The following is a 23,138-nucleotide window of genomic DNA, read 5'->3' as shown; positions in this document are numbered from 1 at the left end:
TCTATATTGTAGATAATAGTTCTTTTATTATTTTTTCTAATGTTTTAAAGCTATAATTTTTCTTTCCAATTTCAAAATTCTTATTTATTAAATTATAATATTCATTTTTATTAAATAGAATTTTTATTGTTCTGTCAACAGCTTGATTTAAAGTGTTTTCTTCAATTTCTACTAAATTACCATTTTTCATAAATTTACTACCCAAATTTATGTATTCTAAACCAGAAGATTTTATATCTTTTAAGAATATTTCGTATTCAAATAATACAACAGGTTTTTTTGAAATTATAGCTTCTAAGAGTTGATTTCCCCACCCTTCTAGTATTGAAGGATATGTTATTATATCAGAAACACTATATAAATCCCAAAAACTTAAAATACCTTTTTCAACAGAAGAATACATATCTATTATATTAATATTTGATTTAATGGCTTTTTCGAGTAATTCATTTTTATAATTGTCATCTTCACTCATTCCAGAAAAAGCTAAATATACATTACCATCAAAACTTTCACCGTTATATAAAGTTTTACCAATATAATTTTTAGCTTTATATTTAAATTTTTCGATAAGATCAATTGCAAGTTCAATGGCTTTTCTTCTTGTAATTCTTGTTGCCTGTAAGAAAACTATACTTCCAGATGATATATTAAATTGCTTTCTTATTTTTTTATTTAATTCTATACTTACTTCAAACGGAGATTCAAAGTCCATAACATTTGGAACTATTGTTGAATCTACATTTTTTCTTAGATTTAATTCTTTTTGGGCCAGACTGTTAATAACCATATGCTTTATATTTTTTCCTACAGGGGGACAATATTCAATTAACATATTCTTTATTTCTTTTAAGGTAGTTTTTAAAAAATATTCTCTTTCCCACCAGAAGTCATGATGATGCGATATAAAAATTTTTTCGGGATGTATTTCTGCATAATTTTTTAATGCTATTGCAACAGGTAAATATGCACCCAGTGACCATATATTATTCGGCATTATAACATCATATTTGTCCAGTTTTTCATTAAAGATTTTCAAAATTTTTTCGCTATTATTTTCTATTTTAGATATTAATTCTTCTTTAGAAAAATCTTCCAATTTTTCAAAGGCGTTTTTGTTTATTAGTTTATAATCTGATGTTTCAAACCCTATTTCCTTTATAGTAATATCCACACCTTCGTTTTCATTCCCTGCTACAATATCAACTTTATGACCAAGGTTTTCCAGAACTGCTTTCCACTTTTCCATTTCAAGTGAAACACCATCCATTAATCCACCACGATAATGTAATAATGCTATATTCATTTTTTCATCTCCTTATCCTTTTTTCTGTTTCAATATCAAAAAGCATTATTCTGTCTTCATCAAAACTAATATTTATTATTTCGCTAGCTTTGTATTTTGGAAAGGCTGGAGCTATGATTTTTATTATTTGATCTCCTATTTCAAGTGCTATAATCTGATGTGATCCTTGTGGTTCCACAACTAAAATTTTTTCCGTAAAATGTGCTTTATTTTTATTTTCTTCTATTTTAAAACTTTCCGGTCTAATACCCAATATAATTTTGCTTTTATTATAATTTTTTAACAAATCTTTTATTTTTTCTGATAAGGTAAATTTAAGATTTTCATTAAAAAATATAGTTTTTCCATTTTCTATTTTTATTTCCATTTTAAAAAAATTTGTTGGTGGTGTTCCAATAAAGCCAGCTACAAAAGTATTTTCGCTATCAAAATATACGTCGTCTGGATTTCCAACCTGTTCTATATGACCATTTCTCATTACAACAATTCTATCAGCCATAGATAAAGCTTCTGATTGGTCGTGAGTTACAAAGATAGTTGTAGCTCCTGTTTTGTTATGAATAGCTTTGAGCTCTGTTCTCATTTTTACTCTTAATTTAGCATCTAGATTAGATAAAGGTTCATCCATTAGAAAGATTTTAGGCTTTACTGCTAACGCACGAGCCAATGCCACTCTTTGCCTTTGCCCACCCGATAATTGTCTTGGATATCTTTTTAAATATTCTTTTATTTTAACCATTTCAGCGACTTCATTTACAATTGAATCTATTTTTTCTTTAGATTCTTTTTTTAATTTTAAAGGAAAAGCTATATTTTCATATACTGTCATATGAGGCCATACAGCATAACTTTGAAATACCATACTGACTTCTCTTTTGCGAGGTTCCAAAAAAGTTACATCTTTATCATCTATTAAAATCATTCCTTCTGTAACTTCTTCTAAGCCTGCAATCATACGTAGTGTAGTGGTTTTACCACAACCAGAAGGTCCTAAAAATACAACAAATTCTCCATGATTGACTTCTAAATTTACATTTTTTGCACCCCAAACACTTTTTCCATATCTTTTGGATAAATTTATAAGTTTTAATGTAGCCATATTCATCTCCCCTTATATTTTTATACTCTAACTCCGCCCCACATTTGAAGTATATATTTTCTAATAATCAATGTAAAGATGATTGCTGGTAAAGCTAACGATACTCCACCTGCGGCGCTTAAATTTATTAATCCTTTTGCTCCGACAAGTGTTTGATAAACAACTACCGGAAATGTAGGATTAAATTGGGTTAAAACGATGGCCTGAGCAGTTTCCGCCCAACTGCCAATAAAAGCATACATAGCGCTTGCTGCCAATCCTGGTAAAGCCAGAGGTAAGGTTATTTTCATAAATGCTCCAAATCGTGATGTCCCAAATACCATAGCTGCTTCTTCCAATTCGACAGAAATTCCCATAAATATACTTGCTGTAATCCATATTGTCATTCCTATTTGTCCAACTGAATATACTAATGATAATCCAATAGGTTTATCATAAAATCCCATGTTTATTAAAATAATTACCATAGGCATTGCTATAGAAATTCCTGGAAACATTCTGACAAATAGTACGCTTAATTTCAATAAATTTTTTCCTTTAAAATAGTATCTTGCAAAAGCATATCCAGCCATTCCACCAATAGTTAAAGAAATTAAAACTGTAAGGAAGGCCACTTCTATACTTCTTATTAAAGCAGGAATAGCATCGCTTGTAACTCTAAAAAATGTAATATAATTATCCAATAATTTTTTTGATATTGTAAAATGTACAGTTCCTAATTTGTCAAAAATTTTTTCATTTTCTTTCAGTAATTTTTCCGTTTTATTTATTTCATTATTTTTAATTTCAATCTCATTTTTTAACTGCTTAATTAATTCATCCATTCCACCGATTTTTTCTGCCATATCAATTTTTTCCATTAATCTTCCAATTTCTACATTTAAAATGTTCAGCTTTTTATTTAAATTAATTCTTTCAGATAAAACTTTTTCTAGCTTTTCAGGATTTTTTTCTGAGAGATCTTTTAATTTTTTTAATTGTTTATCAAAATTTTCTTTTTTTATCAGGCTGTTCGTTTTTCTTCTTATAAATGTTTGTAATTTGGCAAAATCATTTGTTTCAAGTAGTGTAATATATTTCTTTTTTACCGGGCTGTATATACTTATAATATACTTATCATTTTCTGATAATTTAGGTTTTGATAATTCAAGTCGAAAATAATTAAAAAAAGAAGGAACCAGTCTTGTAGGCCAATCATACGCTTCCTGGTCTGACATAAGTGAGATTGTAAATAAAAAATATATTGGGGTTATTATAATCATTATAATTCCTGCAATAATTATATAAAATATAGTAGTTGAAAGGATCTTTTTATATGATTGTTTTGAATTCATTTAAATTCCCTCCTTCTCGAAGGCACCTGAAACTTTCAAATAAATTATTGAAACAGCAGAAACTACAACTGATACTATGACAGAATAGGCAAGAGCTACCCTGTAAAACCCCAGCACTTGCTCTTTATAAAAAACAACTTCTTCCAGAAGTACAGGAATTCTTCTGTAACCATATATCATTACTATTATTAACCATACTTGAATTGCAGATATTATTCTTAATATTAATGCGGTTTGAATACTTGATTTTAACATTGGCATAGTAATTTTTCTTAAAACAGTGAATTTTGTACCTCCAAAAATATATCCTGCTTCAATCGATTCTTTAGGAATATTTTGTAATCCAGCTAAAAGTATAACCATCATAAATGGTATAACCTGCCATGCATCAATTAAAATAATTAACATTAAAGATTGAAAATCACTTCCAGCTAAAAAAACTATTTTTTGGTTTGCATCTATAATACCAAGATGATATAAAATACTGTTTACCCATCCATATGATGCAAAACCACTTGACCACATTGCGCCTACGGCTACTGCTGGTAAAGCCATAGGAATAAGTGCTATTGATAATAAAACCTGGGAACCAAAAAATTTTTTGTTTATTATTAAAGCTAATAAAAAGGCAACTATGAATTCTAAAGTTACCGAAATCAAAACAAAAATGCTTGTATTTGTTATAGCCTGATTAAAAAATGGATCTTTAAAAATAGTAATATAATTATTTAGAGTAAATATATTATTTTCGTCAAAAAAACTATATATTATTGCAGTTAAAACAGGTCTTACCCAGAAAACAATATAAAATATGATAGTTGGAGCAATCAAAATATAGGGAATCCATTTTTTTTCTAAAGCTTTTTTCAAAAGAATCACCCCTTTATTAAAGGGGCGCTCTTAGAACGCCCCACTAAAAAATTATTAATTATTTTCTCATAGCATCAATTTTAAATTGGTATATTTCCATTAAATCCGGCTCAAATTTTTTGTCTTCTAAAATCATTTTTTTGAATAAATCATCATAAACTAATTTTACCTGTCCCCAATCTTTCCATATAGGTTCGATATAAGCTAATACGCCTTCATTTAAAACTTTAACTGCATTTTTTATTATAAGATCTTCCGGGTTATTTCCCAGATATTCAATAGCTTCGTCAACTGGCGGTATAAATCCACCCGTACCTTTACTTGCTTTTAACATTACATCAGGTCTTGTCATATATTCTAAAAATTTTAATGCTAAATCAAAATGTTTTGTACCTTTTACAATTGCAAATCCACTTGTTCCTGCAACTGAACCTCTTCCTGCTGGTCCTTTAGGAACTGGGGCTACGATAAATTGGGTTGGATTACTTTTAAATACCTCTCCTACACGAGCTGAATGAGCAACTGTCATCCAGGTTTCTTCCCTTTTCATAGGTGGTCTTGTATCATCATAAGTTTTTATTGCTGGTGAAAATGCATCTTTCATTTTGTACAATAAATACCATGCAGCCATTGAACCTGGTGTATCCAAATTTGGCCAATCAGCACCATAAGATAATGCTATTGCTCCTATTTGATATATAAGAGATTTCATTGGAACACCAGTAACTGCAAATTTCCCTTCGCCTTCTGCTCTTGCCACTAAATTTGCCCATTCTGCTAATTGTTCCCAGGTTATATTTTCTACATCTATATATTCTGGTTTATATTTTAAAGCTTTTTTGTTAATTAAAGTTAAATATACATCAGCACCAACTGGTAGAAAATACCTGTGACCATTAAATACTGTCATTGAGTCGAAACCTTTTGAGAATGTTCTATCATTCCATTTTTTAATAAAAGGTGTTAAATCATAAACGTAATCTCTATCTACAGCTTTTGGCATATTTGATGCATATAAAATTATTACATCTGTTGTAACATTATTTGTTTTTCTTTGAACATCAATTTGATCCAAAATACTTTGATCATCCATAGTTTGGAATTTTACTTTTACACCATACATATCTTCAAAAGGTTTAATAATTTCGTTAATTATAAACTCTTTCTCTGTTGGCGGAGTCCACAATCTTGAAGATACTACCAACGTTTCAACACTAAAACCTATAATCATAAGAGAAACTATCAATAATGTTACTAAAATCTTTTTCATACCTTTCCCCCCTTTATAAAATTCAGGCATTTAGCCTCTATTGTATACTACCATTTTATGAAACCGCTTTCAAATAGTATTATAACCATTTACAATCAATAACAACTTTTTATAGTTTGATATTAACAATTTATTCATGTTTTTAGAGGTGTACATAATTCTTAAAATATGTTAAAATCCTTACAAAGGAGGATTGCTTATGGACTATACAGAATATATTAAATATCAGGAAAGCATTAATAAAATATTATTGGATAAATTAATAAAAAACTGGCAAATTATAGATGGGATTAAATTGAAGGTAAATTCAGAGGGTAAATATATTAGATTTATAGGAAATACTATTTTGATATTTATAGAACAAAATGATATTAAAATTATAAAGGAAATTCAGAAAATTTTATATTCAAAGGTTGGAGAAATATTAGCTTCACCTTTGAATGCTGATACATTTCATATAACTATTCATGATTTATGTAATTCTTTTACGTATAAAAATGTTGTAAAGTGTATGAAAGAAACAGAAAAAAATATAAAAAAAATATTTATTGAAAACTTTTGCGTTTTGAAAAACGAAATTATATCTTTTAAATCTATCGGTTTATTTCATGGAGGTTCTGCTATAGGTATTCAATTTATTCCAGCGAATAAAAAAGATTATTTATTATTAATGAATATATATAATAAAATTGAAAATATTTTTCCTTTAAATAAAATTTTAATCCCACATATTACTTTAGGGTATTATAAACCTGTTGATTATTCTATTGAAGAACTTAAGAAAATAAAAAGTGCTATAGAAACAATAAAATTCAACATAAAAATAAATTTGAAAATTAAAAACTTATCATTTGAAAAATTCTACACAATGAACGATTATTCCACAATTTTTTCACTTAAAAGTTTATGTTAAGGGCATAGTATATAAATTACGATGTCTAAAAAGTCGAATTCACTCAGGCAGCGATTATCCTTAAAATTATTCATTCTCAACCGTCGCATCGATTTTTCATCCATGAAAAAGCTTCACTCAAAAAAACATCCTGTTTTTTTGACGGCTTCCATTCATAATTTTAAGGGCAATCTTCGAGCCTTCGTTTCATTTGAGACTTTTTAGACCGCCTATAATAAAACTTATTTTTTCCAATTACCTGCTGTAAGGGAGCGATAGCTCAAAGGTTGTTTTTATTAAAATCCAATTTTTTAAACCAGTAACCCACCGTAGGTGAGCGGTAGCTCAAAAGTTTTTTTAATTAAAATCTAATTTTTAATCCTATAACCCGCTGTAAGCGTGTAACATCTAAGGTGTGCTTTTGAAAAAAATATGATTAATCTTGTTATAAGGACCGGGAATATCAAGCACTTTTTCGGTCTTTTTAATAGAATTTATTATTGCTTTTTCATATGATTTAGTTTCAAAAAGATAATGAATGAAAAATGCATCAAAAATATCTCCTAAACCTGTACTATACATAGCTTTTTTGCCATTACTTTTATATTTTTTATTATTATAAAGTATGCCTTTCATGCCCAATTTTATTAAATTACATTTTTTGAATCTGCACTCTTGTTCATTTCCGATGATAAATGCATTATTAAATATAGAGATGGCTTGTTTTAATATAAAAGGTCTTGGTCCTATATCGAGAAATATATGCTGATAATTTAATTTGTTTATTTTTTCTAAAGTTTTTAAAGATAATTCTGTAGTTATAATAGCTATATCAGCTTCTTTTTTTAATTCTTTAAACTTACAATCATTTATTGATCTTTCTATGGCAACTGGTATTTCGTTTTTGCTTATAAACAATGCTGTATTTTTCTTTTTTTCCTCTAAATTTTTAAATGGGATAATACTTCTTAAATGCTTGCCTCTTCTATCATAACCTATAAAGGAATTGAATTTCACATTATGCCCTAATTTATATAATGTATATGCAATATTAAAACCTGACCCTCCTGGCATTTCGAATATTTTAACTTCATGTGCTTTTTCTCCGAATATATATATATCATAAAATAAAGCTCCATATATATCTATTTTCATTCTATCCCTCCATAGAAAAATATGTTATAATTGTCTTGAGGTGATTATATGACAAGATATGATTTCTTTGCAAAATATTATGATAAGTTGCTTGAACCATTAGAAAAGAATACCATTGATAAATTCAGGCAAAGATTTGTTCCGTTAATAAATGGGTATACTCTGGATCTTGCAGTTGGAACTGGTAATAATATAAAATATTATCCAGAAGGCTCTCATGTTGTACTTATAGATAAAAGCGAAAAGATGCTGGAAATAGCAAAGGAAAAAGCAAAAAAAAGAAAAGATTTAACTTTAGACTTTGTAAAGTCTGGTGTTGAAAACCTTCCATTTGATGATAACACATTTGATACGGTATTATCAATAGATGTTTTTTGTTCTGTAAAAAATCCATATAAATCTATGGAAAAAGTGAAAAAAATTTTAAAAACCGGTGGAAAGGGTATATTTGTAGAACATGGGTTAACAGGTAATATCTTAAAAGATTTTTTGCTTTATTTAACAAATATATTAACTTATCCAATTGTCGGTTCTTCAATGATTAGAAAACCACTTGAATATATTCAATATGCTAAATTTAATCTTTTAGAATATGGACATTTAAAAAATTCATTTTATTATTTTATTATAAGAAAGGAGTAAAATATGAAATACGAAATTGTTTATTTTGATCTAGACCATACTATATTGGATTTTGAAAAATCAGAGAAAATAGCTTTGTTTAATACGTTAAAGTATTTCTCCATTGAACCATGTGAAGAATACCTGGAAATTTACAAACCTATTAATGAAAAATGGTGGAAGTTGTTTTCTGAAAAAAAATATCCTAAAGAAATTATTGTTATTGAAAGATTTAAAGAATTTTTCCATAATATAGGTTATAATTCAACTATAGAATTCAAAAAAGCTTCAGAAATTTATTTAGAAAACTTATCAAATTTAGGATTTTTTTTACCAAGAGCAAAAGATTTGTTAGAAGAATTAAAAAGTTTCAATCAACGAATGGCTGCAATAACCAATGGTGTTGAAAAGGTACAGAAGGGTAGAAGCAAAGCATTAAATTTAGAAAAATATTTTGAGTTTATATTAACTTCGGAAAAAGTTGGAAAGCCAAAACCTGATCCATTGATTTTTTATGAAGCTGAAAAATTATCAGGCGTTTCGATAAAAAGTTCAGTATATATTGGAGATAATCCTGATTCTGATTATATTGGAGCTAAAAATGCTGGTATGGATTTTATTCTTTATGATCCTCACAACAATCATTCTGAACTAAACTGTAAAAAGGTTTCTAATTACATAGAATTACTAAAATTGCTAACATAAAAAAGAGGAGCTAAGCTTCTCTTTTTTATGTTAATTTAATTTTTTTGAATGAATGTTTATTATTATTATATTTAATTAAAAAAGAGCAGCTTTGCCGCTCTTTTTTATGTTATATTTTAAATTGTTTTATTAAACTCTCTAATTCTTCACTTAATTTTGATAATTCTTTAGCTGCTGTTGATACTTTAACAAAATCCTTTTTTTGTTCGGATATTTCATCTCTAAAATTAGTTACATCTTCAGAAACACTTAAAACAGCTTTATTTGCTGTATCAACTGCAGCAGCTATTTCTTCTGTTGAAGCCGTCTGTTCTTCTGCAGATGCTGCAGTATTATCAATCATCATAGAAATTTGTTCAATTTTTCCTGTAATACTTTCAAATTGATTAGCAATTTCAAATACCATTTCATTTGTTTCTGTTATGCTTTTGACGACATTTTCGGTTTCAAGATCAACTTCTTTTGCACTTTCTTGAATTTTGCCTAATATTATGGCAATTTCTTCTGTTGCTTTTTTAGATTCTTCAGCCAATTTTCTTATTTCATCAGCAACAACAGCAAAACCTTTTCCAGCTTCTCCAGCTCTTGCGGCTTCAATAGCAGCATTTAATGCCAATAAATTTGTTTGTTCGGTTATTGAATTGATTGTTTCAACAATTTCCTGAATATTTGCTGTTTCATTTGCTAAAGATTTTACTGTTTTGGCATTTTCCTTTGCTTTTTCATTTACATTATTTATCTTTTCTTTTACCTCTTCTATATTTTTAGTTCCATTTTTAGCTAATCCTAATACTTCAGAGGAACTTTCCATGACTTCTTGTGTGGATTTTGAAACACTTTGAGCTGCAGCAGCTATTTCTTCTACTCCGGCAGTTGTTTCTTCCAATGAAGAAGAAGCATCTTGTATTTTGGAATTAATTTCGTCTATTTCTAAATAAATGCTTTCATTTAATTTTACATTTTTCTCTATAGAACTGGATACATCTTCTGATGTTTCAATCAATAATTCTGATGATTTTTTCACCTTTTCTACTAATAATCTTAAAGAAGAAATAGTTTTATTCATTATATTTGCTAAATCTCCTAATTCATTAGAAGATTTAAGATCTACAGAAACGTTTAAATCTCCTTCTCCAACTTTTTTCATATCATCAGACATTATTAAAATAGGTTTTACAACAACGTTGTTTACAAACATTATACCTATTACAAATGCTGCTATTATTATAATACCAAATATTATTATATAAATGTATGTTTGCTTCCATACCTGATTTTGAATTACCGATTTTGGTATTGCATCGTAAACTGTCCAACCTAATTCAGTTATTTTATAGTAAAAAGCGAGCTTAGTGACATCATTATAAGTATATTCTACTACACCATTTTGGGCAGTTGCATTGGTGAAAAATTCCATAGAGCTAACGTCTACTCCCCATTTATCAGAATCTTCATGAATCAAAGTTATACCTTTTTCATTGATTATATATGGAGTTTCTTCTTCAAACAATTGATCTCCCAAAAATGCATCTACTAAATTCTTAATAGATAAATCTATACCTAAGACCCCTATTATTTCTCCAGAATCATTTTTAACTGTTTTAGATACTGTTATTAATATATCCCCGCTCGCTGCATCTGCATATGGTTCAGAAACAACAACTTCTCCAGGTTTATTCATTGCAGCTTTATACCATGGTCTTTGTGTTGGATCATAACCTGCTGGTAATTCGGCATCGGGTTTCATCAACATTGATTTATCTTTTAATCCTATGTATACCGCACTAAAATTCTTGTACTTTTTTACAATATTATCAAAATTTTTTAACATCCATGTTCGTTCATCAAATTTATTTTCATATGCGCCTTTTACATTAGCATCATCAGACAACATATTAGCCATATCAAAAATAGGTTTAAAGTAGGTTTTTAAAACTTCTGACCGATTTTTTGTAGCAGACTTTAAATATCCTGTAATATTATTGTAAGTTTTGTTATAATTTTGATATGTACTTATAACTGTAAATATAAACATAGGAAGCAACGATATCAAAATTATTATCCATATCATTTGTGTTTTTAAACTTCTCATACAACTACCCCCTTTTTTTTATAATAATAGGTTGTCTAAAAAGTCTTAAATGAAACGAAGGCTCGAAGATTGCCCTTAAAATTATGAATGTAAGCCGTCAAAAAAACAGGACGTTTTTTTGAGTGAAGCTTTTTCATGGATGAAAAATCGATGCGACGGCTGAGAATGAATAATTTTAAGGATAAGCAATCGAGCTGCCTGAGTGAATTTGACTTTTTAGACATCGTAATAATAAAATTATACCATATATTTTATTCTTTTGCAAAAAAATATTTACTTTAAATTCAAACTTTTATATATTTTTACTGTAAGATGCTATATATAAGTTTCTCATCCATTTAATATCTTCTTCAGATAGCGGATGCCCTTTTCCCATTAATTCAACATGATATGCTATATTAGCACTTTTTTCAATTATTTCAGCAGCAATTAAAGCTTCTTTTAAACTTCTGCCAATCGAAACAATTCCGTGATTTGCAAGTAAAATTCCATATACACCTAATTTGAATTTTCGAACAGCTTCAATTGCCAAATCCAGAGTTCCAGGAAGTTTGTAATTTGCTACTGGAATTTCTCCACCTATTATTTGCGCTTGGTCTTCAATATAGCATGGAACTGTTTTACGAAGTGCTGAATATATTGAAGCATATAAACTATGAGTATGTACTACGGCTTTTATTTCAGGAAAATTTTTGTATATTTCTATATGTAAGGCTTTTTCACTTGATGGTTTTAATCCTTCTATATGCTTTTCCGTTTTAAAATCTAAAACCGATATATCCTCTTCTTTAAGAATATCGTATGGGACACCAGATGGTGTGATAAATATTTTATTATCTACTTTTACACTCAAATTTCCCCATGTTCCTTTTATAAGTCCTTTTTTTTCTAAATAGTCAATTGCTTTTATTATTTCATTTTTCAAAATATCACCTACTTTTTGTTATTATAAGCTTTTACAGCTTCGGCCAATATGTGTGTTGCAAATTTTAATTTTTCACTATCCAATACATAAGCTATTCTGATTTCTTGGGTTCCGGAGCCTTCCGTAGCATAAAAGCCTGATAGTGGCGCTACCATTACTGTTGTATTATCAATACTGAAATCTGTAAGCATCCATTTAACAAATTTTTCGCTATTGTCTATAGGTAGTTTTACAGATACATAAAATGCTCCTTTTGGTTTTTCAAATATAGCTCCGTCTATTTTTAATAATTCATTATAAACAGACAATCTTCTTTTATCATATTCTTTATATACTTTTTCTATATATGATTTATCCATTTCAAGTAATCCAATTGTTCCAAGTTGTGCAATCATAGGAGGGCATAGTCTCGATTGAGCCATTTTTATTACATGATTATATAAATCTTTATTTTTTGTTGCAAAAACACCAACTCTTGCTCCACATGCGCTGTATCTTTTTGAAATGCTATCTACAACTATTGTTCTATCATATTCTCCGAATGCCATTGTAGAAATGTGTTTTGTTCCATCAAATGTAAATTCTCTATATACTTCATCTGAAATGATATATAAATCATATTTTTTAGCGAAATCCACAATTCTTTTTAACTCTTCTTTGGAATATACAGCGCCAGTTGGATTTGAAGGATTTGAAAAAATTATAGCTTTAGTTTTTGATGATACAACTTTTTCAAACTCTTCAGTTGAAGGCACAGCATAGCCTGTTTCAGGCAAAGCTCTAACGGGTACCAACTTTACGTTTATCATTTCAGCAAAACCTCTATAGTTTGCATAAAAAGGTTCAATTACAATAACTTCATCACCAGGATCAGCAATGGCAGCTAATGCAAATATAATAGCTTCACTTCCTCCATTTGTTATTATAATATCTTCAGGAGAAAAAGGAATATTGTTTTCATTATAATATTTTGAAAAAGCTTCTCTTAATTCATATAATCCAGCTGAATGTGTATAGGCAACAATTTCCGGTTTGTGTTTTTCAATATAGTTAAAAAAAGCTTTTGGTGTTTCTAAATCTGGTTGTCCTATATTGAGATGTAATACTTTTTTCCCTGATTTTTTTGCTGCTTCAGCATATGGAATTAATTTTCTGATAGGTGATGCTTGCATATTTAGAATTCTTTTTGAAAAATCCATTTTGTTCCCTCCTGTGAAATAATTTTCCTGATATTTAATTTTATCATAAATGGTAGGATTTTTTTCATATTTTTTTGTAATAATAATATGTGATAATATTTAAGATTTAGATTTTTTATGAATAAAAATTAGATTTTTTGGACGGGCTATATAAATAAGGAGTGAAAGAATGGATTTAGAATATTTAAAAAAATATGGTAAAATTATTGGAGTGGATGAAGCAGGAAGAGGACCGCTGGCAGGTCCGGTGGTGGTTGGTGCAATATTAGTTGAAAATGAAGATCAATTGAATTTGCTGAATAAAATTTCAAATGATTCTAAAAAAATGTCTGAAAAGAAAAGAGAAGAAGCGTTTAAAATAATTATAGATAATTTCAAATATTCTATAAAATTAGCCACTCCAGAGGAGATAGACTTATATAATATATTTTCTGCGACCACTCTTGGCATTAAAAGAGTTTTAAAGGATTTTGAGTTATATGATAAGCATATTATTATAGATGGAAAAAATTTTAAGCTTGATATAAAAAATTATGAATGTATAGTGAAAGGGGATTTAAAATCAAAAATAATTGGTGCAGCATCTATTTTAGCGAAGGTTTATAGAGATAGATTAATGTTTGAATTGGACAAAGAGTTTCCTGAATATAATTTTCAAAAGCATAAGGGATATCCAACAAAAGAACATATTGAAAAGATAAAAAAATATGGTATAAAAGATTTTTATAGAATTACATTTAAGCCAATAAGAACTTTGTTAATAGATAATGAAATATCTTTTGATAAAAACGAATTTAATTATATGAGATTAATGAAAATAGGAATATTGTGAAAGGGGATAGTATGAAAGATAATAAATTAGCAAAAGATTATTTTGAAAAATTACTTGAAATTATGGAAACATTGAGATCTGAGGATGGGTGTCCATGGGATAGAAAACAAACTCATGAAAGTTTAAAACCTTATGTAATAGAGGAAGCATATGAATTGATTCATGCAATTGATAGTAATGATAAAAAACATTTTGTAGAGGAATTAGGAGATGTTTTATTGCAGGTTGTTTTTCATTCTCAAATAGCAAAGGAAAATGGGAATTTTGATATAAGTGACGTTTTAAATAATTTAAATGAAAAATTAGTTAGAAGACATCCGCATGTTTTTGAAAATACTGGGGAATATTCGTATGAACAATGGGAAAAATTAAAAGCAAAAGAAAAGGGAAAGAAAAACTTTTCAAAGATAGGTGAATATAATCCAGGAATGCCACCTTTGATGAATTTAAGAAGATTAATAGAAAATTCGTTAGCTGTATATTTTGATCCTTTTGAAAAACAGGATATTTTTAAGTTAATAAAAGAAGATTTAAATAATCTGGAAAATGAAATAAGTAATGAAAAATATCATATTCAATTTTTAACCCATTTGATATATTTTTATGTTAAAAATAATTTGAATATAAATTCATTGCTTTTTATGGCATCAAAAGAATTTATACAAAATTATAAAAATAAGGGAAATAGGGAGGAGAAAAAATGAAAAAAAATATTTTGTTTTTTCTGATTTTAGTATCAGCTTTTATATCTTTTGGTATTGTAAAATATAAGGAACTTAATGCTCCAACTATAGCGATAATTAATACAGAAAATATTGATTATAATTATTTTCACTCTCAGTCAAAAACTGTTGAAATTTTAAGAAATTTAAATAATATAAACAATAATTTTTATAAAATTTTAGTTGGAACAACAGAAGGGAATATGGTTATTCAAAAATATGAAAAATCGGTACTGGATAAATTAGCTGGAGAAATCCTATTTATTCAATTTACAGAGAAGGTTAAAGGGTTAAATTTAAATAAAGATCAGCTTTTTAATGATGTAAAAAATCAAATAAATGAAATTTTTTTGTCATCAAACTTATCTGAAAATGATATATTGTTATATTTAATATCAAAGGGTTTTGAAAACAAAGAGCAATATATATATAATATTTATCATAAGAAACTTTATCAGAAAGCTATTTCGGAAATATATAAATATTTGTTAAGTAATGTAGATGTTTCAGAAAAAGAAATAGAAACAGAATATTCTAAAAATAAAAATAGATATTATACTCCACAATCTGCAGATTTAAAACTTGTGTTTTTTAAAACATCAGATGATGCATCCTTAGCGTATCAAAAAATAATTGATGGATATTATATGTTTGATGATATTTATAATAAAAAAATATCTTCAAATGAAGCAACAGAAATTAAAATAGATATTGAAAATAATAACAATGATTTAGTAAATACCATAAGGACTTCATTTCCAGGAGCTATTTTGAAGCCGATGAAATACAATGAAAATTATTTTTCATTAATAAAAATAGAAAAAAAATATCCTAAAAAACAAATGACTCTTGAAGAAGCAAAACAAAAAATTATTGAAAATATTAAAGATGAAAAGGCAAAGCAATTGTTTAATAAATTAATAACCACAGAATTTGAGAAATTTAAAAATAATTCTGAAATTATTATAAACTCTAAATTTTTTAAAGGAGATGAAAAAAGTGGTAACTAAAGAAGATGTTATGAATGCTTTAAAAAATGTATATGATATGGAGATTGGTTTTGATGTTGTTTCTTTAGGGCTTATTTATGATGTTAATATAGATGAAGAAAATAATGTACATGTATTAATGACATTAACCACACCAATGTGCCCATTGGCAGGATTTATTACAGAAGATGCAAAAAATAAGGTTGGATCTATCGAAGGAGTTAAGAGCGTTAAGGTTGAGTTAACTTTTGATCCTCCATGGGATCCATCAAAGGCATCTGATGAAGTTAGAACTATTCTGGGAATATGACATTAAAAGAGTTTATAAAAAGGTATAAAAATATATTTATTAAAAAGGGGATTAATAATCCCCTCTTTTTTGTTGCTAAAATAATTTCAAAAATTGAAAATATAAATATATCAAATATTTTGATTGAAAAAGATTTCGTTATTTCTAGAGAATTACTGAAAAAAATAAGTAAAATAATATTTGAAGATTATCCAATAGAATATATTACCAATAATGTAATTTTTTATGGATATGATTTTTATGTTGATGAGAGAGTTTTAATACCAAGGATTGAAACTGAAGATTTGGTTAAAATTGCGATAAATATAATAAAAAAAAATAATTACAAATATATTCTTGATATTGGAACTGGAAGTGGGATAATCCCTATTGTTTTAAAGAAGGAATTACCTCATATAGAAATTTATGCATGTGATATATCTGAAGATGCTTTAGACGTAGCGAAAATAAATGCTAAAAAACATAATACTAATATCATTTTTATTAAAAGTGATATTTTTGAAAGTGTGGAATATGATATAATTAATAAGGTGGATTTTATAATATCAAATCCACCTTATGTTGAAAGCGAGTTTTATTACCAAAATAAAGCTTTACATTTTGAGCCAAAAATAGCTTTAGAAGCTGGTAATGACGGCCAGGATTTTTTTTATAATTTACTAACCCTTTATCCGAATATTCTAAAATCAAAACATTTTTTATTTGAAACTACCGAATTTAATATTGATAAAACAAAATTATTATTATCTAAATTTGGAAAAGTTAAAGTTTACACGGATTCTTTTGAGATAAATAGATTTATTGAAAAATTACCATAGAGGGATTAGAAATGTCTTTTGAAAATTCTAATTTATACCCAGAATTTTCAAATACATATATATATAATATAAAACTCCCCGTAAAGGGGAGTTTTATATTATAATTGTTCTAACACATTTACACATCTAGGACATGCATCTGGATATTTTTCGTTTTTACCAACTTCTGGATGTATTTTCCAACATCTCTCACATTTTTTTCCTTCTGCCTTTACAACTTTCACTTTTGAATATTCCCCTTCAAATCCTTCATCAACAGTTCCTAATTCAAATTGAGATGTAATAAATAAATCAGCTATAAAATATGGGTCATATTCATTTAAGATTTCCTTTAATTCTGGGGATTTTGGTTCAACTATTATTTTAGCATCTAAGGGATGACCAATAAATTTTTCTCTTCTTTTTTCTTCTAAAGCTTTTGTAACGTCTTCTCTTAACTGGAATATTTTGTTCCATTTTTCTTCAAGTTTTTTGTCTATATAATTCATGTTTACTTCAGGCCATTTTTCAAGTTGTACAGTTTCATATTTTTTTGTTGGTAAATAAGAGTATATTTCTTCGGTTGTAAATGCAAGTAATGGAACCATCAATTTTGTCAATACAACTAATGCTTCATACATAACTGTTTGTGCGGATCTTCTTAATTTTGATTTTGGCAATTCCGTATATATTCTATCTTTTATAATGTCAAGATAAATTGAACTCATCTCAACTGTACAGAATTTATTAATCAAATGATGTACCCTGAAGAATTCATAATTTTCATAAGCTTCTGTAACTTTTTCAATAAGTTGGTGAATCTTCATCATAGCCCATTTATCAAGTTCTTCCATTTTTTCATATGGAACAGAATCGCTTTGTGGATCAAAATCCGATGTATTTCCTAATAAGAATCTTATAGTATTTCTATATTTTCTATATACTTCGGTTTGTTGTTTTAATATATCAAATGATACCCTTATATCTCCTCTATAATCACTTGAAGCAACCCATAATCTTAATATATCAGCGCCATATTTTTCAATTACGTCAAATGGGCTTATTACATTTCCTAATGATTTAGACATTTTCCTTCCATCTTTATCTTTAATAAATCCATGTGTTAATACTGTTTCATATGGTGCTATTCCGTTTTTAGCAACAGATAAAAATAAGGAACTCTGGAACCAACCTCTGTGTTGATCTGTGCCTTCTAAATATAAATCTACAGGATATTTATTTAAATCCTTTCGTACATTAACAACAGCATCCCACGAGGAACCTGAATCTATCCATACATCCAGAATATCTTCTTCTTTTTTAAAGTGAGTTCCACCACATTTTTTACATTTATAACCTTCTGGCAAAAAGTCTTTGACATTTCTTTCATACCAAGTATTTGTACCCTCTTTTTCAACTATTTCAATAACTTTATCCATAACAATAGGATCTATATAGGTTTCACCACAATCCTCACAGTATAATGCAGGGATAGGAATTCCCCAGGCTCTTTGCCTTGAGATACACCAATCTGGTCTGTCCTGTACCATTGCTGTTATTCTATTTTCACCCCAGTCAGGAATCCATTTGACTTTTTTAATTTCATCTAAAGCTTTTTCTCTCAAATTATTTTTATCAACAGAAATAAACCATTGCTCTGTTGCCCTAAATATAACTGGATTTTTACATCTCCAGCAATGAGGATAAGAATGCCTTATGTCTGTTTGAGCTATTAGATGTCCGGATTCCCTTAAATCATTTATTATAATTTTATTTGCTTTCCATATATGTAATCCTTTATATTTTCCTGCTTCATCTGTAAATATTCCTTTGTGATTTACAGGAGACAATACAGGTAATTTATATTTTAACCCTGTTTGATAGTCTTCTGCACCATGACCTGGGGCAGTATGAACACAACCAGTACCATCTTCAAGTGTTACGTAATCAGCTAATACTATTAGTGATTCTCTATTCATGAATGGATGTTTCGCTTTTTTGTATTCTAAATCTTTTCCTTTAAATTCCTCTAAGATTTCATAATCTTTAACACCTGCAATATTCAGTAGATTTTCCATAAGACCTTTTGCTAAAATCCATTTTTCATTTCCTACCTGTACTTTTACATAATCAAAATCTGGATGCAATGCTATTGCTACATTTGCAGGCAATGTCCATGGAGTTGTTGTCCATATAACAACATATGTATTTGGTTCATCTTCTAACTCGAATTTAACATATATAGAGTGTGATGTGTGATCATGATATTCTATTTCAGCTTCAGCTAATGCTGTTTCACAACTCGGGCACCAATATATAGGTTTTTTATTTCTAAAAACATTACCGTCTTCTACCATTTTTTTGAGGATTTCCAAAACTTTTGCTTCATATTCAGGTTTTAATGTAACATAAGGGTTTTCCCAATCTCCTCTTATACCAAGTCTTTTAAATTCTTCCTTTTGTATATTTACAAAATTTAAAGCATAATCTTCACATAATTTCCTTATTTCGAGTTTTGACATTGTTTTTGCTTTTTCACCTAAATCGGTTGTAACTTTATGTTCTATTGGCAATCCATGTGTATCCCATCCTGGAACATATGGTGCATTATATCCTTTCATAGTTTTATACTTTATTATAATATCTTTTAAAACCTTATTTAAAGCGTGCCCAATATGAATATGGCCATTCGCATATGGAGGACCATCATGCAAAATATATGTAGGAGCATTTTCTCTTTCTTTTCTAATATAGTGTTCAAGATTCATTTTTTCCCATTTTTTAAGTGTTTCCGGTTCTTTTGTTTTTAAATTCGCTTTCATTTTAAAACTCGTTTTTGGCAAATTTAATGTATCTTTATAATCCAATGTAAAGCACCTCCACTATAATTGTAAAAGTCTATTTATTGTGTCTTTGAATTCTGTTAAATCCAATGATTTTACCACATAAGCATCTGCGGCCCACGATGCCATATCGCTTTTATAATGACTATATGCTGTCATTAATACTATTTTTTTATCGGGATACTTTTTTCTTATTTCTGCAGCTAATTCTAATCCATTCATTTCAGGCATTTCTATATCAAGCGAAATAATGTCAAAATTCTGATCTTTAGATAATATTTCCAATGCTTTTTTAGCACAATTGGCATCGGTTACTTCATAACCCATATCCTCTAGTTCTTCCTTTAAAAGTAGCCTAATATTATCTTCATCATCGACAATCAATATTCTTGCCATATATAACCCCTCCCAAAAATTAATTTAACGGTAATTCAAAACGGAAAATGGTTGATTGTTCATCTGATTTTACTAAATAAAGTTTACCTTTATGTTCTTCTTCTATTATTTTTTTACAAATAGGTAATCCCAAGCCTGTTCCCTGTACTTTGGTTGTAAAAAAAGGTGAAAAAATTTTATTTTGCTCATCTTGTGGAATTGGAGAACCATTGTTTTCAATTTGAAAAAAAACAAAATCATTTTCTATACCGGTTTTAATATGTATATAATTTTTTTCATTTGTAGCTTCAATAGCATTTTTAATTAAATTTATTAATACCTGTTTAATTCGGCTTCTATCACATTTTACCTCTATTTTATCAAACATTTTTTCAAATTGCAACTCTAAATTTTTTTGGTAAAAAAAATCTTGATACATAATCAATATATCATCTATCATTTTATTTATATTTACTATTTCAAATGTAGGTATTTTACTTCCTCTGCTAAATTCTAAAATTTCTGAAACAATACTTTCTAAATGCGATAATTCGTCCATAATAATTTGTGAATATTGTTTTATTTTTTCAGGTTGGTCCAATTTTTTCATCATTCTGTTGACAAAACCGCCTATTATAGTAAGTGGATTTTTTATTTCGTGAGCAACACGTGCAGTCATTTCACCTATTGCAGCTAATTTCTCTCTTTTTGCAATTTCTCTTTCCATTTTATAATTTTCAGTTACATCATCAAATGTAACGATGACTCCTTCTATTACATCAAGATCTCTATTCCATAATGGTGCTAATTGAATATCAAATACTCTTTCGTTATTACCGTGATTAATAATATATTTTGGCATTTTCATCTCTTCACGTGTAAAAAATACACTTTCAATAGAATTTATAACATCTACGCCAAGTTTTTCTTTTAATATTTCAGTGCTTTCTCCAACGATTTGTTCTCTAGTTTTGTCAAAAAATAATTCTGCTTTTTTATTCCACTCTAATATTTTTCCTTTTCTATCTATTACTATAACTGCAAGAGCTAGATTTTGTAAAATGTTTTCATTAAATCTTCTATAAAAATCTATTAAATTTTTTTGCTCTTCAAGAGATTTTGTTTTCTCTTTTAATTCACCATAATTTTCAATAGTTTCAATAGATAATCCTATACTATCCTGAAATAATCTCAATATCTCAATATCGACTGCTGTTATTTCTTTTCCTGTAAATTTATTATCAGCAATTACTATTCCCTTTGTTTCCCATTTTCCGGTGATGGGGATTATTACAAATTCTTCATATTTTATAATTTCATGTAAATATCGTAATTCATCATTTTTTAGTTTTATCATTTGAGGAACAACATGTATTATGTGTTTTTTTGTAACGGCTCTTTCCAAAATAGTCTGACCTTTATAAACTATAAGTTTATTTTTAACAGTTTGTGTCAGTTTGTTATTAGAGGGTAATTGTATAGCTTCTTCTCTTAAATACTGAACAATATCTCCATATTTCAAAGCTCTTTTATTAGCTTCTTTCCATATTGCATTAACATCCTCATCATCAGATGGACCAACCCATATTTTCGGAACCAGAACACCTTTTAATCTATCTCTTTCCAAATATAACGCTCTGTTAAATTTCAATCCTCTAACGCTTGTAAGCCCCATTAACATTATTTTAATTGCATTATTTTTATCAAATGTGGATCTAACTGCCTGACTTATTTTATGCAATGAATTCAATTTATCAAGGTGTTCTCTCTGTACTTTAATTAAATTTTCGTGATTTTTTTTCAAAGTAATTAATTTTTCTATTTCATCCTTTAATTTATCATACAAATATATTCTACTGAGAGCCAATCCAAGTCTTCTGGTAATATTTCTTAATGATGATAAATCAAAGGTATCAAAATGTTTATACGGTCTAAACCCAAATCCTTCCTCTCTATTATAAACGCTAATTACACCATAATCTATATTATCTATTATTATTGGAGCATATAATGCGGATAACACTTCTGTTTTTAAAGGGATGTCAAAATTTTCAAATCTACTTTTTCCCACAACCAGAAAAGGATTTCTGTTTTTTTTGCATAACCCCTCAAGTGAATGAAAATCATCCAATATATTTTTTGTTATGTCACCATCAGAAAAGCCTGAAAATTCTTTTAAAATTAATTTGTTTCCTTCAGTTTTCCAGAACAATACCCCTTGTGCATGTAGCATATTTTTTATTGTATCTGAAATTTTTTTTACTAATTTGTTTTCATCTAATATGTTTTCAAATAGGTCTGTAATTTCTTCTATATATTCTAATCTATTTCTAGTCTCTTCTAAAACAAGGAATTCCATGGTTAATTTCAAAATAATACCATAACTTTCTGTTTCATCATAGAATTTTTTTATTTCACTTTCATTTAATTCTTTTGACACAGCAAACACACCTATTAAAGAATTATTCAAAACAATGGGAATTAGATATAAACTTTCTATATTTAGACATTGTAATTCTTCAAATTTTTCTATTGTAATTGTAGCAATTTTTTTGTTAAGTAAGTTTTCATATAATCCTTTATTATCTGAAAAATAAATTTTAAATTTTTCAACAACGTCACAATTTTTTGAAACTCCAAATAATTTGATTAAATTCCTTGGAGGTTCATGAATAAATATATAAATATCTGTTTTAAATTTTTGAGATAAAGTTTTTGCTGTATCATTCAATACGGCTTTTAATAAATTTGAAGGATTTTCATTTGAAAAATTTTTTAATAATTCATTTATCATTTAATCAC

20 protein-coding genes are annotated in these 23,138 nt (G+C 27.8%); 8 read left to right on the top strand and 12 right to left on the bottom strand.

The window, feature by feature from the left end; translation table 11 throughout:
* Position 1: 1 nt before the first annotated feature.
* Genes mggS through XO12_RS07525 form a run of 5 tightly spaced genes read right to left on the bottom strand, consistent with a single transcriptional unit; the run spans position 2 to position 5,879 of the window.
* Complete coding sequence (gene mggS / locus XO12_RS07545) at positions 2-1,306, bottom strand: mannosylglucosylglycerate synthase (protein WP_047266489.1); 1,305 nt, start codon at positions 1,304-1,306, stop codon at positions 2-4.
* 4 nt (positions 1,307-1,310) lie between these two features.
* Positions 1,311-2,405, bottom strand: a complete 1,095-nt coding sequence (locus XO12_RS07540; protein ID WP_175420035.1) for an ABC transporter ATP-binding protein — start codon at positions 2,403-2,405, stop codon at positions 1,311-1,313.
* A 20-nt stretch (positions 2,406-2,425) separates the two neighbouring features.
* On the bottom strand, positions 2,426-3,739 hold the full coding sequence (locus XO12_RS07535) for a carbohydrate ABC transporter permease (protein WP_047266487.1): 1,314 nt from the start codon (positions 3,737-3,739) through the stop codon (positions 2,426-2,428).
* On the bottom strand, positions 3,740-4,609 hold the full coding sequence (locus tag XO12_RS07530) for a carbohydrate ABC transporter permease (protein ID WP_047266486.1): 870 nt from the start codon (positions 4,607-4,609) through the stop codon (positions 3,740-3,742).
* Positions 4,610-4,667: 58 nt separating this feature from the next.
* Positions 4,668-5,879, bottom strand: a complete 1,212-nt coding sequence (locus tag XO12_RS07525; protein ID WP_047266485.1) for an ABC transporter substrate-binding protein — start codon at positions 5,877-5,879, stop codon at positions 4,668-4,670.
* Between the two features lie 199 nt (positions 5,880-6,078).
* Between XO12_RS07525 and XO12_RS07520 the strand changes: the two genes are divergently transcribed.
* A complete protein-coding gene (locus XO12_RS07520) occupies positions 6,079-6,792 on the top strand; it encodes a hypothetical protein (protein ID WP_047266484.1) in 714 nt (237 codons plus the stop codon).
* A gap of 387 nt (positions 6,793-7,179) precedes the next feature.
* Here the strand turns inward: XO12_RS07520 and XO12_RS07515 are convergent, their stop codons facing one another.
* On the bottom strand, positions 7,180-7,926 hold the full coding sequence (locus tag XO12_RS07515; protein ID WP_047266483.1) for a hypothetical protein: 747 nt from the start codon (positions 7,924-7,926) through the stop codon (positions 7,180-7,182).
* A 48-nt stretch (positions 7,927-7,974) separates the two neighbouring features.
* Here XO12_RS07515 and XO12_RS07510 point away from each other — a divergent pair, with 48 nt between their 5' ends.
* Positions 7,975-8,568, top strand: coding sequence for a class I SAM-dependent methyltransferase (locus tag XO12_RS07510; protein ID WP_047266482.1), 594 nt, complete (start codon positions 7,975-7,977; stop codon positions 8,566-8,568).
* 3 nt (positions 8,569-8,571) lie between these two features.
* Positions 8,572-9,252: a YjjG family noncanonical pyrimidine nucleotidase gene (locus XO12_RS07505; protein ID WP_175420034.1), complete on the top strand. Its 681-nt coding sequence runs from the start codon at positions 8,572-8,574 to the stop codon at positions 9,250-9,252.
* Positions 9,253-9,361: 109 nt separating this feature from the next.
* Here the strand turns inward: XO12_RS07505 and XO12_RS07500 are convergent, their stop codons facing one another.
* The 3 genes from XO12_RS07500 to XO12_RS07490 form a co-directional block, all read right to left on the bottom strand.
* Positions 9,362-11,344 (bottom strand): methyl-accepting chemotaxis protein, encoded by a 1,983-nt coding sequence (locus XO12_RS07500; RefSeq protein ID WP_175420033.1) that lies wholly within the window; start codon positions 11,342-11,344, stop codon positions 9,362-9,364.
* 292 nt (positions 11,345-11,636) lie between these two features.
* Positions 11,637-12,269 (bottom strand): class II aldolase/adducin family protein, encoded by a 633-nt coding sequence (locus XO12_RS07495; protein ID WP_175420032.1) that lies wholly within the window; start codon positions 12,267-12,269, stop codon positions 11,637-11,639.
* Positions 12,270-12,277: 8 nt separating this feature from the next.
* On the bottom strand, positions 12,278-13,468 hold the full coding sequence (locus XO12_RS07490) for a pyridoxal phosphate-dependent aminotransferase (RefSeq protein WP_175420031.1): 1,191 nt from the start codon (positions 13,466-13,468) through the stop codon (positions 12,278-12,280).
* Positions 13,469-13,637: 169 nt separating this feature from the next.
* Between XO12_RS07490 and XO12_RS07485 the strand changes: the two genes are divergently transcribed.
* The 5 genes from XO12_RS07485 to XO12_RS07465 are packed head-to-tail and all read left to right on the top strand — an operon-like array spanning position 13,638 to position 17,139.
* Positions 13,638-14,300 (top strand): ribonuclease HII, encoded by a 663-nt coding sequence (locus tag XO12_RS07485; RefSeq protein ID WP_047266477.1) that lies wholly within the window; start codon positions 13,638-13,640, stop codon positions 14,298-14,300.
* An 11-nt stretch (positions 14,301-14,311) separates the two neighbouring features.
* Positions 14,312-15,004, top strand: coding sequence for a MazG family protein (locus XO12_RS07480; RefSeq protein ID WP_175420030.1), 693 nt, complete (start codon positions 14,312-14,314; stop codon positions 15,002-15,004).
* Complete coding sequence (locus tag XO12_RS07475; protein ID WP_175420029.1) at positions 15,001-16,032, top strand: peptidylprolyl isomerase; 1,032 nt, start codon at positions 15,001-15,003, stop codon at positions 16,030-16,032. Before XO12_RS07480 ends, XO12_RS07475 begins: the two co-directional genes overlap by 4 nt.
* Positions 16,013-16,321 carry a metal-sulfur cluster assembly factor gene (locus XO12_RS07470; RefSeq protein WP_047266475.1) on the top strand — a complete coding sequence of 103 codons (309 nt, stop codon included), beginning with the start codon at positions 16,013-16,015 and terminating at the stop codon, positions 16,319-16,321. The genes XO12_RS07475 and XO12_RS07470 overlap by 20 nt, the downstream gene beginning before the upstream one ends.
* Complete coding sequence (locus XO12_RS07465) at positions 16,318-17,139, top strand: HemK/PrmC family methyltransferase (RefSeq protein ID WP_175420028.1); 822 nt, start codon at positions 16,318-16,320, stop codon at positions 17,137-17,139. Before XO12_RS07470 ends, XO12_RS07465 begins: the two co-directional genes overlap by 4 nt.
* A 98-nt stretch (positions 17,140-17,237) precedes the next feature.
* Here XO12_RS07465 and ileS read toward each other — a convergent pair whose 3' ends face one another.
* Genes ileS through XO12_RS07450 form a run of 3 tightly spaced genes read right to left on the bottom strand, consistent with a single transcriptional unit; the run spans position 17,238 to position 23,130 of the window.
* Positions 17,238-19,985 (bottom strand): isoleucine--tRNA ligase, encoded by a 2,748-nt coding sequence (gene ileS / locus XO12_RS07460; protein WP_175420027.1) that lies wholly within the window; start codon positions 19,983-19,985, stop codon positions 17,238-17,240.
* Between the two features lie 15 nt (positions 19,986-20,000).
* A complete protein-coding gene (locus XO12_RS07455) occupies positions 20,001-20,357 on the bottom strand; it encodes a response regulator (protein WP_047266390.1) in 357 nt (118 codons plus the stop codon).
* Positions 20,358-20,376: 19 nt separating this feature from the next.
* Positions 20,377-23,130, bottom strand: a complete 2,754-nt coding sequence (locus XO12_RS07450) for an ATP-binding protein (protein ID WP_175420026.1) — start codon at positions 23,128-23,130, stop codon at positions 20,377-20,379.
* Positions 23,131-23,138 lie beyond the last annotated feature (8 nt).

Origin of the sequence: Marinitoga sp. 1154, assembly GCF_013363285.1 — a bacterium.
Classification (GTDB): domain Bacteria; phylum Thermotogota; class Thermotogae; order Petrotogales; family Petrotogaceae; genus Marinitoga.
This window is presented reverse-complemented; position numbering and strand designations above follow the sequence as displayed.

Excerpts from the sequence above, each read along its gene's own strand:
- mggS (WP_047266489.1), bottom strand. The coding sequence starts at position 1,306 with ATGAATATAGCATTATTACATTATCGTGGTGGATTAATGGATGGTGTT.
- XO12_RS07540 (WP_175420035.1), bottom strand. The coding sequence starts at position 2,405 with ATGGCTACATTAAAACTTATAAATTTATCCAAAAGATATGGAAAAAGT.
- XO12_RS07535 (WP_047266487.1), bottom strand. The coding sequence starts at position 3,739 with ATGAATTCAAAACAATCATATAAAAAGATCCTTTCAACTACTATATTT.
- XO12_RS07525 (WP_047266485.1), bottom strand. The coding sequence starts at position 5,879 with ATGAAAAAGATTTTAGTAACATTATTGATAGTTTCTCTTATGATTATA.
- XO12_RS07520 (WP_047266484.1), top strand. The coding sequence starts at position 6,079 with ATGGACTATACAGAATATATTAAATATCAGGAAAGCATTAATAAAATA.
- XO12_RS07515 (WP_047266483.1), bottom strand. The coding sequence starts at position 7,926 with ATGAAAATAGATATATATGGAGCTTTATTTTATGATATATATATATTC.
- XO12_RS07510 (WP_047266482.1), top strand. The coding sequence starts at position 7,975 with ATGACAAGATATGATTTCTTTGCAAAATATTATGATAAGTTGCTTGAA.
- XO12_RS07505 (WP_175420034.1), top strand. The coding sequence starts at position 8,572 with ATGAAATACGAAATTGTTTATTTTGATCTAGACCATACTATATTGGAT.
- XO12_RS07500 (WP_175420033.1), bottom strand. The coding sequence starts at position 11,344 with ATGAGAAGTTTAAAAACACAAATGATATGGATAATAATTTTGATATCG.
- XO12_RS07490 (WP_175420031.1), bottom strand. The coding sequence starts at position 13,468 with ATGGATTTTTCAAAAAGAATTCTAAATATGCAAGCATCACCTATCAGA.
- XO12_RS07485 (WP_047266477.1), top strand. The coding sequence starts at position 13,638 with ATGGATTTAGAATATTTAAAAAAATATGGTAAAATTATTGGAGTGGAT.
- XO12_RS07480 (WP_175420030.1), top strand. The coding sequence starts at position 14,312 with ATGAAAGATAATAAATTAGCAAAAGATTATTTTGAAAAATTACTTGAA.
- XO12_RS07475 (WP_175420029.1), top strand. The coding sequence starts at position 15,001 with ATGAAAAAAAATATTTTGTTTTTTCTGATTTTAGTATCAGCTTTTATA.
- XO12_RS07470 (WP_047266475.1), top strand. The coding sequence starts at position 16,013 with ATGAAAAAAGTGGTAACTAAAGAAGATGTTATGAATGCTTTAAAAAAT.
- XO12_RS07465 (WP_175420028.1), top strand. The coding sequence starts at position 16,318 with ATGACATTAAAAGAGTTTATAAAAAGGTATAAAAATATATTTATTAAA.
- XO12_RS07455 (WP_047266390.1), bottom strand. The coding sequence starts at position 20,357 with ATGGCAAGAATATTGATTGTCGATGATGAAGATAATATTAGGCTACTT.
- XO12_RS07450 (WP_175420026.1), bottom strand. The coding sequence starts at position 23,130 with ATGATAAATGAATTATTAAAAAATTTTTCAAATGAAAATCCTTCAAAT.